Source organism: Galbibacter mesophilus (assembly GCF_023721415.1).
Taxonomy (GTDB): domain Bacteria; phylum Bacteroidota; class Bacteroidia; order Flavobacteriales; family Flavobacteriaceae; genus Galbibacter; species Galbibacter mesophilus.
Map to the genome: position 1 here is coordinate 295,620 of NZ_JAMQVC010000002.1, position 16,677 is coordinate 312,296.

Sequence of the window (16,677 nt, forward strand, 5' to 3'; positions counted from 1 at the left end):
GGCTTGCCTCGAAATTAAAAACTTGTTTCTATAAAATCCTCATGTGCCTGCCTGAACGGCAAAGGCAGGCCCGCACCGAGGTAGTTTACTTGATAAAAGTAAACCATCGTTGAAAAAACTTTCCAACTAATGGTACTTCAGTGTATTTTTCTTGTAACATGGTTATAAAACCATAAATCCACAAAATGGAAATAAATATATAGAAAGGAAGGGTAATAAACCAAGTGTCAAAATACCCCATAACATAGCCAAGGACGACAAAAAGTAAGTTTAAACCTAATGCTTGGCGAATATGAAAACTGGCAAATGGATTTTGTTTATCCATATTTAAAATGTAAGCTATTAGCGTACCAAAAAAGGTGAAATACGCTATAATAGCATTTGTTTTTCCTTCGCGTTCTGGTTTAATTTCCATTATTCTTTAATGAGTATTTTGTTATTGGCGATAATTCCGTAAGCCATTCCTTTTAATTTCTCGCCCAAAAAAGCACTGTTTTTGGAAGTGGAAATAATATTTTCTTGAGTAAAACTATATTCTTTCGAAGGATTAAACAAACTCAAGTTTGCTTCAGCGCCTATTTTAATTCCTTCGGAAGGAAGGTTAAATCTAGCTTTTCCTGCCGTTAAACATTTTATGGTATTTTCCAGTGGTACAAGTTTGTTAAGAGCTCCAAAAGCACTTTCCAGTCCGATACTTCCGTACATGGCATGGTCGAACTCTACTTTTTTCTGCTCCACATCAATAGGATTATGGTCTGAAGTCACAAAATCGATGATGCCTTCTTCCAGTCCTTTCAACAAAACATCTACGTCTTTTTGTGTACGAAGCGGAGGCAGTAATTTATAGTTAGTGTCAAATTCTTCCAATTTGTCGTCTGTCAATAGCAAGTTGTGAATAGCTACACTACAACTTACATCTAATCCTTTTGCTTTTGCCTCTTTTATCAAGGCTACCGACTTTTCAGTAGAAACAGTAGGAATGTGTAATTTTCCACCCGTATATTCCAAAATAAACAAATCCCTAGCAATTTGAAGTTCTTCCGCCAAAGCGGGAATCCCTTTTAACCCTAACTTTGTGGCATTTGCTTCTTCATTTACAATTCCTTTTCCGGCAATTTTGTTTTCCTGCGGAAAGGAAATCACCAAACCATCAAAATTTTGAGCGTATTGCAGGGCTATTTTCAACAGATTAGGATTACTTATCGGGTGCTGATAGTCGCCAAATGCAACCGCGCCGGCATTTTTCATGTCATAAAGTTCAGCAAGATCTACGCTTTCACTTTTTACGGTAAGCGCCCCAATGGGAAATAAACTAGTGGCTTTGCCCGATGCTTTTGCTTTTAAAAAGCCAATATCTGCATTTGTATCCGCAACAGGATTAGCATTTGGATTAACTGCTACCGCTGTAAAACCACTCAATCCCGCTGTTTTAAGTCCGTTTTCTATGGTTTCCCTTTCTTCAAATCCAGGCTCACCAAAAGAAACACTGCTGTCAAACCATCCTTCGGAAACGTGTAGGTTTTCAAAAGTTACTACCGTGTAATCCTTTTCCTCGGAGATAGAGTCTTCAATTTTGGAAATCACTCCATTTTCAATAAGGATGTCTTTTGTTTTTTGATGATATTCGCTACTGGGAGCTATTATTTTAGCAGACTTTACAAGGATATTCATTTAAAATATTTTAGAATGAGCAGTTCGATGCACAACAGTATCAATGCAAAAATAACAAACCATTTCCAAAGCTCATCGACATTGTTTTCACTTTTTATATTTTTAAAAGTTTCTTCAATGGAAAATGTGGTATTTTCCGTTTCGAGTTGGGAAATATTAAGATAAGCGAGCTCACTTTCTTTCCTTGAGTGATTAAAAGCAACTTTCAATAAAGAATCATTTTCCTTGGCAACGGTATAAACGCCCGCATTGTTGGGTTGATTCTTAGCGGTTATTCTAACTCGGTTGTTAAAAGTTTGCTGTAGGGGTATAAATGAATTTTCTGAATTGGAAATTGTGAGTATTTCATCTGAGTTTAACGTTGCAGGCACATCGAAAATGTTGTCGTTTTCAATAGTGAAATTTAAGGTAGGAATAGAAAGGCTTTCTTTACCAATATTATAAAACGTAGGCACGATGAGCGGTGCATTTTGAAAATTGGTGATATTGGTATTTAAAGGTGAGGTAAAAACATACAAACCGTTGTTTTCAGCTAAAAAAGGGCTTCCATCCGAAAAGGAAATTGGACTTCCGAAATTTCCTGAAATCGAATAACGCAATGTGGTTTTTGGGTATTGAAAGTTGGTTACCCGCTCTTCAAAAACATTTTTGAACAAGGGATGGTCGAAAGCAATAGTGGTAATCTGGTTATCTTTTTGAATATTCTCCTTAAGTTGTAAGCTGCCTATGCTGCTAAAAAAATTATTGTAAGTGGGTAAACTTGATTTTTCAGAAGGGATTACAACCATTTTCATCCCGTTTTGCATGGCAGACGTTAACGCAGTGCCTAACGTGCTCGACAAAACTTTTAATTCGTTAAGGATAATAAGGTTTTGCTGCGGAATTATGTTAAAATCCAAATTGGAAACATTTACCGAACTATACTCGAATTCATCTTCCGTAAAAATACGTTTAAGAAAAGTATCATCTGCCTCGTTGATGGCCAGAACGCGTATTTTAGCCTGTTTATTTATGGTAAAATAAAGTTTATTATCGTATTGAAGTGCATTGTCTTCAATGGTTACGGTGCCTTGAATTTCTTTATTTTCTGCTGGAATGGTAAAATTCGCTATTGCTTTTCCATCTTTAAAATTAGCAGCAGTTTTGGCAATTAATTGCTTTCCGTTATACAACGAAATACCGGTATTTTCAGTGTTGAAATTACTGGACAACATTACGCCGCATTGATAATTGTCTAAATCTTTTTCAACAATATAAATGCTGTCTACGGAAATGTTATCGGTAACAGAAGGTTTTAACTGCACCCAATTTAATTTTATATCATTTAGAGAATCTTGTAAGGACTCCCTTTGTTGGAAATCCGAAATAATCAATAAATTTTTAATCGAATTTTCAGTATTGAAAAACTGTTTGCCTTTTAGCGTAATTTCATCCAAAGAGAGTTGTGAAGCCGAATAAGGGAGCGCTAACAACTCGTTTTTAATATCGTTGATGGTAACATCTTTAAACGTTTCCGTATTCGTAAATAGTGAAAAGGTTTCTTTTTCGGGGATGTTTTCAATCAATTGGGTAACAGCACTCGGCAACAATTCTCCTTTTGGTCCTTTCAATTGCATGCTGAATGAATTATCCAAATAAATAACTTTTTCTTCGGAAGTGGTGACAACATCTCTGTTAGAAAAATAAGGCTGGACGAAAGCCAAAACCAGCGCCGTAATTGCCAGCAAACGCGTGATAAGTACCAACCATTTTTTCAGTTTGGCACTTTTTCGGGTTTGCAAGTTCACTTTTTTCAAAAAAGCAACATTGGTAAAAGCTTCTTTTTGAAACCTTCGGAGTTGAAATAAATGGATAAGAATAGGAATTATGAATAGAAAAAGCGCCCACAGAATTTCCGGATGTTTAAACAGCATTCCTAAGTTTTAAAGATACTTTATCAAATATACAGCAAACCATCGTTGTTTTGCAAAATTTGGAAGGGGAATCGTTTGAAGAGTGGGAGTTGATTTTTGAGAGCAATTTTGAGGTCATATTTTAATTAAATTAATTCTTTTACTATTCTATCCATTTGATATTTTGTTAGAACAGGTTCAAAATATTGAATATAGTCATTCATTTCTTTTAGAAGCTTTATTTTTACGTATTTAAACTTGCCTTTTGGCTTATTGTTTATCATAACAATAAGATTTCGTATGGGAATTTGTTGCTCCCCCCAATGGTGATCATATAAAGTTATGTTTTCAGAGAGATATACATAAAGAGCAAAATTTGCTCTTTCAATTTGTTCTATTGGAGACCTTAAACTCAATGAATTAACTGATGATTTACTCCAATTCTTTGTTTCAATAATAAAAATTCCTGCTTTTGAAATCAAAAGATGGTCAATTTGTATAGAGTAAATCCTTTGATTGTATTTTTTGTAAAAAATCGGTCGAGGAAAATTCAACTTAAAATCATTAATTAAAACAAAATCGTCTGAAAGTTTTTTAATTTCTTTGACAACTAAGTTTTCTCCTATTGCTCCAGAAATTAGATTCTTTGAGTTTTCTAAAACGTTCCGGATATATTCTAATTTTTCTGTTTTAGGTTTTGTTTTTTGTTCTATTAAGTTCTGCTTTTCAATTTTATATTTCTTTATGAAAAGTCTATCATTCTCAATAGTTACGGATATTTTTTTTACTGAAGAGTTTATCAATCTAGCTCTATTTTTTACCAAACCCATGTATTGGTTTTTAATAAAATAGAGATTAAACTCCAAGACTATTTTTTTAAGAAGGTTTTTTCCTTTATAACTCTTAATTAGATTGATTTTCGTTTTTAAAACAGAAAGTGAATGATATAATTTTTCTTTTTCAAAATTGATTGTTTCATTTTTTATTTTAATGTTTTTTTCGATATTTCTGAGTGTATCAAAATATTCTCTTTCTAAATCTTTCGATGCTTCATTAAGAATTGCTAGCTTTTCAGTATTATAATTAGATAAAAAAGTTTTAATATCCCTTATAGAACTAAATATAAAAATTCCCCTATCCTCTAATTCGCATTTCAAGGATTTCAGTGATTCTATTTTTCCATAAACTCTAGCCATTTATCAAACTTTCAAATTATAACTAACAGTACTGTTTTCCCAAACCCATAAGCGTAGCAGTCTTGAATATTTTCTCAAACAACAGCTAAATGACAAACCTTAATTTAGTACTTCGCCGGTTTCCCTTGACTGGCAGTCGATTTTATAAACGTTCGAATATCTTCGTTTGCAGACTGTAAATCTTCTTTTCGTAAATACATCATGTGTCCGCTTCTATAGCCCTTAAAATGCAAGCGTTCCTTCATTTTCCCTGATGGATCCAATTGCCACATACTGTATTTGGTGTTAAAATAGGTGGTAGCACCGTCGTAATACCCAGCTTGGTAAAGCACTTGTAAATAAGGATTTTCCGCCAGTGCCTTGCGCAGATCTTCCCGCGTGTTGTCATCATCAAAATCCCATGGATGTACATCGCCAAACATTTGGTAGGGAGCATCTGTTTTAAACTTCAATTCCTCCTGAAGGTAATAATTGATAGCTGGCGTAAACGAATGCAGCCAAGAGGTTAGCTCGGCATTATAATCTGGGCGGGTTCCAGCGTCCATTTTGTCGATTCCCAAATAACGCGAGTCGAGTCTACCTACTGTATACCCGCGATCGCGCAGCAATTCTTTCCAAAAGAAAGATGTCGGCACATCTAGGTTGTGTTGCAGAATAGACTGTTTTGAAAGTCCGGAATAAGCAGCCATTTGGTTGGCTACCTCTGACTTTTCAGTATCCGATAGCATACTTCCCTTGGCCAGTGCTGGCAGTAGTGAGTTTATGGTATAATTTTCAACTTCAGGAAGAATTTCCAAAAGATCTTTTTGCTGTAAATTAGCTCCTAAAGCTTTTTGATGCCAAGCGGCAGCGGCATAATAGGGTAGGTTTAAAGCGGAAGAAACCGGCCCGCCAATTCGAATCACTTTATAATCTGCTGGAGAAACCATTATAACGCCGTTTAAATACATCCATTCTTGTTCTTGGAGTGCTAGGGCAAGTCCGGCAACTCTTGTTCCACCGTAACTTTCTCCAATTAAATACTTTGGTGATCGCCAACGGTTGTTGCGTGTAACAAAAGTGGTTATCCAATCAGCTAAATATTTTATATCGGCATTTACGCCAAAAAACTTTTTTCCTTCGGGGTATTTTCCTTCTTTATCCGCAACCATCGCAGAATATCCCGTATTAACTGGATTTACATACACAATATCTGCTACATCCAAAATTGAGTTTGGATTGTCTTTCACGCCGTAAGGCTGAATTGGGTAGCCTTCTTCATCAATATTAAGAATTTTCGGTCCCGTATAGGCCAAATGCATCCAAACCGAAGCAGAACCCGGACCCCCATTGAATGAAATAACTAAAGGTCTGGTGGTATTGTCATCAACATCCGTTCTATAATAATAAGTGTGGAAAAGCGTAGCGATTACATTCCCTTTTTCATCCCAAACGGGTAAAGTACCTGTACTGGCTTTATAAGGGACTTTTTCCCCCTGAATGGTCACTTGATGGGAAGTGGTAATTATTGTATCGGTGGGTATTTTTCGGTCTTGGGCTTTACTGAAAGAGACAAGTAAAATGAATATTGAGAGGGTGTATTTTAACATTTAAATTAGGCTTTAAAATATTGATTTCAAAGCCTAAAATTAGTTATAATTGATTATAGAAACCTATTATTTATTCAATTTCTTCTGGAATATCATCATTTAAAGTATGTAAAAATTCTATTAAATCTTTTTGTTCGATTTCTGTTAATTCCAAAGAATCAGGCGGAAGCGTTTGGTTGTCAAGGGAAATTCCTATCCCAGCACCACCGCCTCGGTTGTAAAAATCTATTACCTCTTTTAAATTCTTAAATACTCCATTATGCATATACGGAGCAGTCAGGGCGACATTTCGTACAGTAGGAGTTTTAAAAGCGAATCTCTTAAGTTCTCCACCGTGATTATTGTATTCGCCTAAATCCTCGTCGACCAAAGCATTTATAGTGTCATTTTTAATGGGAACGCCCAAAACTTCGCTTTCAGTTTCCAAGTAAAGGGGTGGGACGCTTCCATTGAATAGGGGGAAGAAGTGGCAAGTGGCACATTTACCTTTGCCCATAAAAATATTAAATCCATTGATTTCAGATGGAGTAAGTGTGACTTCATCCCTTAAATATTTATCAAACTTTGAGTTTATATGAGAGAGCGACCGAACAAAACTACCAATAGCCTTTAGCACATTTAATTCTGTTATGCTACTGTCTTTATTAAAAGCATTTGAAAAAGTTTTTTGATATTTTTCTGAGGTTTTTAATTTATTCATCGCACCGTCAAAACTACCATGCATTTCTTCTTTGTTATTAATGACCATTTTGGCCTGATCTTCTAAATATGCCAATCGGCCATCTAAAAAAATGGTATTTTGGTAAGCGGAATTTAAAAGAGTGGGGGTGTTTCTAGCCACGGCTCCATCTCCAGAAATAGCTGTTGTTTTATGATCTGCATATCCCTGAGAAGGGATATGGCAGGTGGCACAGGAAACTTTATCATTACCACTTAAAATAGGGTCGAAAAAAAGTTGTTTTCCCAATTCTATTTGCGCTTTGTTTGCATTCTTGTTGTAGGAAGGCGCGAAGTAGTTTTGATTGTAGGAATTTTTTTGAAAAAAATCTGATACTTCTAAATTTACAGCCGTAGTAAGTTGATTGTTTGGTATACCATTCCTTTGCTGAATTCGAAACAGTGTTTCGCAAATGGGAATACAATGATTTTTAATGAATTCCGCTCTGTTGAAAGTATTGAAATCGGTATTTTCTGAAAGATAATCAATGGCTTCAACGAAGGTTTTTTGCTCTTCTGAAGAAAGCTCCGTAAAAATTCCAACATAATCTCTAATGGCATTTAAACTAGCCTTAGTTTCCGGTAAGGAATAAAACGCTACGGGAGAATCGAAACCTGTAATGCCCTGGCTCATAAGTCGGAGCATATGCAACCGTAAAGCTTCAAAAATATTGGTTTCGTTTAATCCAAGGGTTTTTATTTCCGGTAGAAGAGCTTTTATATAGCCATTAAGCGTAGCAATTTCCTTAGTGATTTCGGTGGTGTCTATTTTTTCTGAAAACAATAATTCTTCCACAACCTGAAATCCTGTTGCATATAAAATTTTTCGGTTCGTATCGTCGAGATCGTTTTTGTCAATGGCCGCTCCATTTATTTTTTTTGAGTATTGGGGGTAGTAAAAGGCGAAAATCGGTTCTACTTTTTTATATTCCAGTCGGGCCCTATTAAATTGCTTCTGAAGTTCTTTTACTTCAAAACTACTTCGGGCAACACTGTCCATAATTTCGGTTGCAGTTATAAGACTAGCGTAATGATTATTAAGTGCCAATCTTGTTTTTTCAACCGGAGTTTGAAAAATGGCAACGGTATTTTCTTTGTGTTTTTTACAACTTGAAAATATGAAGATGCCAATTAAAAGGTGAATTAATAGCTTCATAAATAGGATATTATAGAAACGTCAAAATGAGCCTGAAGAATTATTATCAACAGGCTCAGAATGATGTTAAATTATTGAAAGTATTTTGAATAGTTATCTCGCCAAACCTTTAAGCAGCACAACTTCGCTTCCTTGGTTTTCGTTCGGACGAATGCTTCCGCCATCTACACCTTTGAATTCATCTTTTCTCCAAGTGTGTGTTTGAATACATAGCATGAAAGTATCGTCTATTCCTAAAGTTTCTGATACATCGATAAGCGCCCCATATTCCCAAGCACCAAAACGTGCGTCACGACCTCCGTAAATATCATCTCCGGCTCCGTTTCTATCGTGATCCAATTCAAAAACTACTTTCAGTCCACCAGTTTTAATATCGTATTGATAAAGGTAAGAGTCGTGTGTTTCGTCTCCATATCCGTTAGGATCTTCTTGAACATACACATAGTTTTTAGTAACACAAATATTATCTGGATTTTGAAATTCTTTTGCAATGCCATTTCTATCATCACCATCCAATACCAATGTAAGTTTTCCTTTAAGAGGATTGTTTTTATCCATCTTCAGTTTGTATACACGTCCGTACTTAGATCGCGAATAATCAGCATTTGCTCCGGAATTGTTCTGCCCTGTAACGTTAAAATATACTTCGCGTTCATTTCCATCTCCTTTGCGGTAATCGAGATCTTCAACACGTCCAAAGGCAATAGACATTAATTCTTCAGAATACATGTTGTTTTGTTCACCTGTGTTTGTAGAAGCATTAGGTACTTCAACAAATTCAACGTCATAAGTGTTGCCTGTGATCATATCCATTTCCCTAGTATTTTTATCTTTTCTTCTTAGCACAAACACTTTTCCGTTTTCCAAGTCGCCAGTTTGACTTACGTACATAGCTACTTGTCCGCCGTACGTGCCAGAGTCATCATCACCAATAATTATTACGGTAGCTCCTGGATATGCCTCTTTTGGCATTGGCATTGCATTTTCCGCGTTCCACCTACCTAATCCAGTAAGTGGTCTTGGCAAAGATGCATTTGTAAGATCATCACTTGGGAGTACTCCTTTAGATTGCGATTCTGGACCACTTTCTCCAGCTGAAATAAAAATAGGACCAAAACCGTGCACTTCTGGAGTAGCTAAAGTCGCGGAGCACACTCGAGTTCCGGATCCATCTGAATTTAAAACATAGGCTCCTTCAACAGGCTTAAAAGTTTTGTCGAACGTTATTCTGGATATAGCGTAATTGTCTTCGTTGTTTACGAAATAGGTGAAGTTTTCCCCTTCTTTTAGAAGTCCGGCTCCATCCGCAGAACCACCAAAAATATAATCAGGAGTACCTTCAAAAGTATCGGCACTACTAAAAAGAGAATACGTTTCAATATCCGAGAATCCGTCTTTTTTTAGTAGCAACGCTGGGGTTACTGAGTGGTTCTTCAAAACAATTTCGTCATTGTTTCCTCCGTCTCCACCTCCATCTCCTGGATTAAAATCATCAATATATTTACAAGATGATAGCGAAACCAAGGCTATTGCCAAGGTGCATTTTGCAAGATTTTTCATGTGCTGTTGGTTTTAGATGTTATTTATTATAAAAGTATAACATGCAGACAGCTAATTGATTACTGAAGTATTTTGTTTAGTTGAATAAAATGTGAATTAAATGTTATCACTTAAAGAGAACATTAATAATTAGAATGGTTCTCGATTACTTGAGAATTTCAACCCTCCAGCTTCGGACATCAAGCTAAAAATCAAAAACCCTCAATGAGGGATCAAAACTTCTCAAAAACGCCCAATCCAAAAAGGGCAAAATCGTATTTGACGGGGTCGTTGGAGTCCAGTTTCCTTAGATTGGTGTCCAATTCTGCTAAAGCTTTGGCATCGTTTTGTTTCCGTTTTAACAAGGAAAGCTTCCTGGCTACATTTCCGGAATGCACATCGAGCGGACAAGAAAGTTGGGAAGGAGCTATTTTATTCCAAATACCAAAATCTACGCCTTTGTTGTCTTTTCTTACCATCCAACGTAAAAACATGTTGATTCTCTTGGCAGAAGAACCTTTAAGCGGATTAGAAACATGTTTTTGGGTTCTTTGTAAATGCTCAATTTCAAAAAAGAGCGTTTTAAATTGGGCTATAGCTGGTTGTAACGAATTTTTGTTGGCATGTTTTGCAAATACAGCTTCCAAACCATTATGCTGCGTATAGATATGTTGAAGACTCTTTATAAATTGAATGAAATCATAACCATTAAAAGTGCGGTGCACAAAGGGAAGCAGCTTTTCAAGGTCGTTTTCGTTATGATGCATCACAAAAGCGTGCGGGCTATTGCCCATATAATCCATCATTTTTTTGGCATTGGTAATAATACTCTTTCGGTTTCCCCAAGCAATGGTAGCCGCTAAAAATCCTGCGATTTCAATGTCTTCTTTTTTTGAGAATTGATGTGGAATTTGAATCGGGTCTGTAGTTATGAAATCGGGATTGTTATAAAAATCAGCCTTTTCGTCTAAGAATTCCTTTAATTCTGAAGTTTTCAAATCTATAAAATGCTTTTGCTGGAGTTTAACTAAACTACAATATTTCCATCAACCATGGTGAGTTTTCGGTCGGCCATATCCGCCAGTTCTTCGTTGTGGGTTACAATTACAAATGTTTGTCCGAATTTATCCCTTAATTCAAAAAATAGATTGTGTAGTTTGTCGGCACTTTCAGAATCTAAATTTCCGCTAGGTTCATCAGCAAAAACAATAGAAGGGTTATTAATGAGTGCCCTAGCCACAGCTACACGTTGCTGTTCCCCACCCGAAAGCTCGTTTGGTTTATGATTTATTCTGTGTGCAAGACCTAAAAAATCCAGTAGTTCTTTTGCCCTTTTTTCTGCTTCAGGTTTGGGCGTTTTCTTAATAAATGCAGGGATGCAAACATTTTCAAGAGCCGTAAATTCTGGTAACAATTGATGAAACTGAAAAATAAAGCCAATATGTTCATTTCTAAACTTTGCCAATTCTTTGTCCTTAAGTTTGCTAACTTCAGCATTGTTTATCAAAAGTTGTAAGTCCGCTAACTTGTCTGGTTTATCCAACGTACCTAAAATCTGTAGTAAAGTTGTTTTTCCTGCACCCGAGGCACCAACAATAGAAATAACTTCCCCTTTGTTTATAGTAACATTTACTCCTTTTAGAACTTCTAAAGCGCCAAATGTTTTGTGGATATTTTTAGCTTCAATCATAAAAACATTGTGTAAAGCTGCTAAGTTATCGATTCGCTATTTAAAACAAAAGTTTATATGGGCTATTTGTAATATGTTCGGTTATAAATTATGGAATTATCATTTTTTAAGATTTATTCTCTTAAAGCGCTAGTTTTAAAACAAATTATTAGTCTATTGTGAAAAAAGTTATATTTTTAGGACCGTAATAGAATTTCTAGTGATTAATCTATAAAAACATCTGTTTTTTTCTTTTGAAGTTAGAGCGTTTAATATGCTTTAAAACTTAATCGATTTAGACCTCTGAATAGTGGATAGTCAGATTTAAGAAAATACGGACATTAATCATAGTTAAGAAGTTAGGAAAATTAATACAAATGGTTTTCTGTTTTTTACTGAAGACCGTGCACTTATCAAATTTCAAAAACACAACTGAATGAAAAGAAGAGATTTTGTACAACTTACCGGTTTAGGGGCAGGAGCATTAATGATGCCCATGGCTATGATGGGCAAGATTATTCCTGCGGAAGCGCTTTTAGACCCAGGAATGGATGTAGCACTTAAAAAGAAAATGGCCGATGTTGCCTTAAACACAGCCAAATCATTAGGCGCAAGTTATGCCGATGCACGTATTGGGAGGTATCTTAATCAATACGTCTTTACAAGGGAAAATAAGGTGCAAAACGTAGTTAATACCGAGTCATTTGGTATTGGTATTCGCGTTATCGCAAATGGAACTTGGGGCTTTGCATCTACAAATACAGTTACTGAGGAAGGTATTAAAAAAGCGACACAGCAGGCCATTGCAATTGCAAAAGCAAATGCCACGATTCAGAAGGAACCTGTAAAGCTAGCACCTGTTCAGGCGCATGGAGAGGTTTCGTGGAAAACACCCATAAAGAAAAATTTTAAAGACGTTCCTGTTTCCGAAAAGGTAGATTTACTATTATCTGCTAATGCTGCAGCGATGGACAATGGAGCTGATTATGCCAGCTCTGCTTTGTTTATGGTGAATGAACAAAAGTATTTTGCATCTACAGACGGTTCGTACATCGATCAAGACATTCATAGAATTTGGCCAACTTTCGATATAACTGCTATTGATAAAAACGCTGGCAAATTTAAAACTAGGGATGCTTTGAGCGCACCTATGGGAATGGGGTACGAATATTTAGACGGACTCGATTCTGAAAAACTGAAAGGCCCTGATGGACTAATTCTTTACCGTAATAGTTACGATATGGTGGAGGATGCAAAATTTGCAGCGCAACAAGCAAGGCAAAAGCTCAGTGCAAAATCGGTTGATCCTGGGAAATACGATTTGGTTTTAGAGCCGAACCATTTAGGCTTGACCATTCACGAATCGGTTGGTCACCCATTGGAATTAGATCGCGTGTTGGGTTACGAAGCGAATTATGCAGGTACAAGTTTCGCTACATTGGATAAGTGGAAATCGGGTGATTTTAAATATGGAAGTGATATTGTGAATCTTGTAGCTGATAAAACACAACCAAACTCTTTGGGTGCTGTTGGCTACGATGATGAAGGTGTTAAAACCAAGAAATGGGATTTGGTAAGAAACGGAGTCTTAACCAATTATCAAGCGATCAGAGATCAAGTACATATGATTGATCAAAATGAATCGCATGGATGCTGTTATGCGCAAAGCTGGAACGATGTACAATTTCAGCGTATGCCAAATGTTTCTTTAGAACCTGGTAAAGAGAAATATTCAATTGAAGAAATGATAAAGGATGTTGAGAAAGGTATTTACATTGCCGGTCGTGGGTCTTATTCCATCGATCAGCAACGTTACAATTTCCAGTTTGGAGGTACCGTTTTTTACGAAATTAAAGATGGTAAAATTGTGGGAATGTTAGAAGATGTGGCTTACCAATCCAATACGCAGGAATTTTGGAATTCTTGTGTGAAAATTTGTGATGAGAGCGACTACCGTATGTTCGGTTCTTTCTTTGATGGTAAAGGACAGCCTTCCCAGATTAGTGCCGTTTCCCACGGAAGTTCTACAACTAGGTTTAACAACGTAAACGTTATTAATACTGGAAGAAACATTTAATTTCATTTCTCACATTTTAATTTAGAGCATATTATGGCAATATATACAAAAGAAGAAGCAAGAAAGATAATGGAAAAAGCCTTGAGCTTTTCTTCCGCAGATGCTTGCGAAATTAATATGAGCGGCAGCGAAAGTGGTAACATTCGGTATGCTAGAAATACCGTTTCTACATCGGGTCACCGTTCCAACCAAACTTTGGTAGTACAATCTAGTTTTGGAAAAAAATCGGGTACTGCTACGATAGATGAATTCGATGATGCTTCCTTGGAAAAAGTAGTAAAAAGAGCCGAGGAATTGGCAAAACTCTCTCCGGAAAATCCAGAGTTTATGGAGCCACTGGGGCCGCAAACGTATGACGAATCGATTACGTATGTAGATAAAACGGCCAACATTTCTCCAGAATACAGAGCAAGTGTAGCTAAAAAAAGTATAGAACCGGCAAATGCCAAGGATGTAACGGCTGCTGGATTTTTTAACGATCGCCACGGATTCAGCGCTATGCTTAATTCCAAAGGACTCTTTGCCTACAATCAAGCTACCAACATGGATTTTACCGTTACCATGCGTACCAATGATGGTACTGGATCAGGTTGGGTAACACGGGATTTTAACGATGTTAGCAAGTTCGATGCTTCTGAAGCTTCAAAAGTCGCTATCGATAAAGCGGTAATGTCTAAACAGGCTAAGGCTATTGAACCCGGAAAATACACTGTAATTCTTGAGCCCGCAGCTTCCATAGATCTTTTAAGCAATATGGCATATTCTTTTGATGCACGTAGGGCCGACGAAGGACGAAGTTTTATGTCTAAGGATGGAGGTACCAAACTTGGTGAAAAAATCGTTGATGAAAGGGTGAATATTTATTCTGATCCATTGCATCACGATGTTCCGAGTGCAACTTGGAACGGCGAGGGACAACCTATCAAAAAGATGAAATGGATAGAAAATGGGGTGGTTAAGAACTTAGCTTACAGCAGGTATTGGGCAAAAGAAAAAGGAGTGGAGCCTGTTCCATTTCCGTCCAATTTTATCATGGAAGGTGGAAGCGCTTCGCTGGAAGATCTTATTAAGAATACCAAAAAGGGAATTTTGGTGACACGCCTGTGGTATATTAGAAGTGTAGATCCACAAACCTTATTATACACGGGACTTACCCGTGACGGAACATTTTATATTGAAAACGGAAAACTTAAGCATCCGGTTAAGAACTTTAGGTTCAACGAGAGTCCGATTATTATGTTGAATAATTTGGAAACGCTCGGACAACAAGTTCGAATCGACGGGAATTTAGTTCCGTATATGAAAGTGAGGGACTTTACTTTCACAAGTTTGTCCGACGCCGTTTAAGTCTTTTTAAAGAAACAACTGGTTGTACAGATTTTGTTCTTGCAACCAGTTTTTAATTTCAGGAATCATTTCCAATGAGACTGAACAAATGAAAATGGATTGAAAAAGAAGAAGAGCGATTTAAAGGATACCTCTATTGATGAAAAGCAAAGTTTAGGTACCCAAACCATGCGTAAGGCAGATGAATTCTTTTTTACCAGATTACAGTACGAATCTGGAGATTGGGATGTAGATCAGCGTATGCCTTCCAATGTTTTAAATTCGTTGGTGGAATACACCACGCTTCCAGTTGATACCAAAGAAAACATTATTTCACTAAGCAGCGACGACATCTACAATTGTCCGTTTTGCTATATATCCGGACATAAATTGGTGCAATTCACCGCCAAAGAGCAAGAAAACTTTAAAAATTATGTCAATAATGGCGGTTTCGTATTTGCCGATGATTGCAATCATGATATTGATGGTCTTTTCGCCAAATCTTTTGAACGGCAAATGGCAGAAATCTTTGGAGCCGATGCATTGAAAAAAATTCCTAACGATCACGAAATTTACAATGCTTTTTTCTCTTTTGAAGACGGCCCGCCAACAACTTCTCAGGAATTAAATGGTTGGGGAGATGATTTGGTACATGATTACCTGAAAGCCATCGAAATTAACGGAAGAATCGGTGTCCTGTATAGCAATAAAGACTATGGATGCGAATGGGATTACGACTTCAGGAATAAAAGATGGTACAAAAAAGACAACACCAAATTTGCCGTAAATATTGTAATGTACGCGCTTACATCGTAAAGTGATTAAAAAGAACTAAATGAGCAAAGAATTAGTAGCCTTAGAAAAAGAAATAAACACGCTTACCGCAAAGCTTGAAAGCTTAAAGAAAGAAATTGGGAAAATTATTGTAGGTCAGGAAGAAACCGTAGAGTTATTGCTTACCGCACTGCTAGCGGGTGGACATGCACTATTGGAAGGGGTTCCTGGACTAGCAAAAACATTAATGATAAGAACTTTATCCCAAGCGATTGATTTAAAATTTAAGCGTATTCAATTCACACCCGATCTAATGCCATCGGATATTATTGGGACAGAGATATTGGAGGAAGACCATACAACAGGCAGAAAGTTTTTCGAATTTAATAAAGGCCCCATTTTCGCTAACATCATATTGGCGGATGAAATAAACAGGACTCCGCCCAAAACGCAAGCAGCGCTTCTAGAGGCGATGCAAGAGTTTGAAGTTACATATTCGGGTAAAACGTATGAGCTGGAAAGGCCATTTTTCATTCTGGCAACCCAGAATCCCATCGAGCAATCGGGAACGTTTCCTTTGCCGGAGGCGCAACAGGACCGGTTTTTATTGTATTTAAAAATTGGATACCCTTCACCTTCCGAAGAAATAGATATTTTAAAATTCACCACAGGGAAAAAATCAGTTTCTATTCAGCCTATTCTTACGGGGGCAGAATTAACTCGACTCCAAACACTTGTTCGTGAAGTTCCCATTAGCGACGATTTAATTGAATATGTAAGTAAAATAGTTAGGGCTACACGTCCAGAAACCACTACCAGCGATTATATAAAAAAATGGGTTTCTTGGGGGGCTGGACCTAGAGCCGGGCAAGCCATGATTTTAACGGCCAAAGCACGCGCTTTGCAGCAAGGTAGATTGGCAGTAACTGTATCTGATTTGGAGAACGTGGCATTTGCAGTATTAAGACATCGGGTTATTGTAAATTTCAGGGCGGAAGCTGAAGGAATTACCAGTGACGATGTTACTAGAACTTTATTGAAGGAAATACAAGTAGTATCCAAATAGATTAC

The 16,677-nt window shown here is 36.9% G+C and carries 13 protein-coding genes; 4 read left to right on the top strand and 9 right to left on the bottom strand.

The annotated features are described in order from the left end of the window. Nucleotides 1-85: 85 nt before the first annotated feature. From NDQ75_RS08270 to NDQ75_RS08310, 9 genes are all read right to left on the bottom strand, one after another. A complete protein-coding gene (locus tag NDQ75_RS08270; protein ID WP_202027004.1) occupies nt 86-415 on the bottom strand; it encodes a hypothetical protein in 330 nt (109 codons plus the stop codon). Further along, the gene (locus NDQ75_RS08275) at nt 415-1,671 is read right to left on the bottom strand and encodes a dihydroorotase (protein ID WP_202027005.1); all 1,257 of its coding nucleotides are present in this window, start codon (nt 1,669-1,671) and stop codon (nt 415-417) included. The genes NDQ75_RS08270 and NDQ75_RS08275 overlap by 1 nt, the downstream gene beginning before the upstream one ends. Next, nucleotides 1,668-3,584 carry a BatA domain-containing protein gene (locus tag NDQ75_RS08280; protein WP_202027006.1) on the bottom strand — a complete coding sequence of 639 codons (1,917 nt, stop codon included), beginning with the start codon at nt 3,582-3,584 and terminating at the stop codon, nt 1,668-1,670. Before NDQ75_RS08280 ends, NDQ75_RS08275 begins: the two co-directional genes overlap by 4 nt. A 125-nt stretch (nt 3,585-3,709) precedes the next feature. Further along, on the bottom strand, nt 3,710-4,759 hold the full coding sequence (locus tag NDQ75_RS08285; protein WP_202027007.1) for a nuclease-related domain-containing protein: 1,050 nt from the start codon (nt 4,757-4,759) through the stop codon (nt 3,710-3,712). Nucleotides 4,760-4,863: 104 nt separating this feature from the next. After that, entirely contained in the window at nt 4,864-6,348 is a 1,485-nt protein-coding gene (locus tag NDQ75_RS08290; RefSeq protein WP_202027008.1) for a S10 family peptidase, read from the bottom strand. A 70-nt stretch (nt 6,349-6,418) separates the two neighbouring features. Beyond that, entirely contained in the window at nt 6,419-8,221 is a 1,803-nt protein-coding gene (locus tag NDQ75_RS08295; RefSeq protein ID WP_202027009.1) for a cytochrome c peroxidase, read from the bottom strand. A 93-nt stretch (nt 8,222-8,314) separates the two neighbouring features. After that, on the bottom strand, nt 8,315-9,781 hold the full coding sequence (locus tag NDQ75_RS08300; RefSeq protein ID WP_202027010.1) for a PhoX family protein: 1,467 nt from the start codon (nt 9,779-9,781) through the stop codon (nt 8,315-8,317). 212 nt (nt 9,782-9,993) lie between these two features. After that, nucleotides 9,994-10,758 carry a TIGR02757 family protein gene (locus NDQ75_RS08305; protein WP_202027011.1) on the bottom strand — a complete coding sequence of 255 codons (765 nt, stop codon included), beginning with the start codon at nt 10,756-10,758 and terminating at the stop codon, nt 9,994-9,996. Nucleotides 10,759-10,787: 29 nt separating this feature from the next. After that, the gene (locus NDQ75_RS08310; protein ID WP_202027012.1) at nt 10,788-11,450 is read right to left on the bottom strand and encodes an ABC transporter ATP-binding protein; all 663 of its coding nucleotides are present in this window, start codon (nt 11,448-11,450) and stop codon (nt 10,788-10,790) included. 415 nt (nt 11,451-11,865) lie between these two features. Between NDQ75_RS08310 and NDQ75_RS08315 the strand changes: the two genes are divergently transcribed. The 4 genes from NDQ75_RS08315 to NDQ75_RS08330 all read left to right on the top strand — a co-directional run bounded on the left by NDQ75_RS08315 (nt 11,866) and on the right by NDQ75_RS08330 (nt 16,672). Continuing rightward, on the top strand, nt 11,866-13,506 hold the full coding sequence (locus NDQ75_RS08315; protein WP_202027013.1) for a TldD/PmbA family protein: 1,641 nt from the start codon (nt 11,866-11,868) through the stop codon (nt 13,504-13,506). Nucleotides 13,507-13,539: 33 nt separating this feature from the next. After that, nucleotides 13,540-14,853 carry a TldD/PmbA family protein gene (locus NDQ75_RS08320; protein WP_202027014.1) on the top strand — a complete coding sequence of 438 codons (1,314 nt, stop codon included), beginning with the start codon at nt 13,540-13,542 and terminating at the stop codon, nt 14,851-14,853. Between the two features lie 168 nt (nt 14,854-15,021). Beyond that, nucleotides 15,022-15,648 carry a DUF4159 domain-containing protein gene (locus NDQ75_RS08325; RefSeq protein WP_202027716.1) on the top strand — a complete coding sequence of 209 codons (627 nt, stop codon included), beginning with the start codon at nt 15,022-15,024 and terminating at the stop codon, nt 15,646-15,648. A 19-nt stretch (nt 15,649-15,667) separates the two neighbouring features. Further along, nucleotides 15,668-16,672, top strand: a complete 1,005-nt coding sequence (locus NDQ75_RS08330) for an AAA family ATPase (RefSeq protein ID WP_202027015.1) — start codon at nt 15,668-15,670, stop codon at nt 16,670-16,672. Nucleotides 16,673-16,677 lie beyond the last annotated feature (5 nt).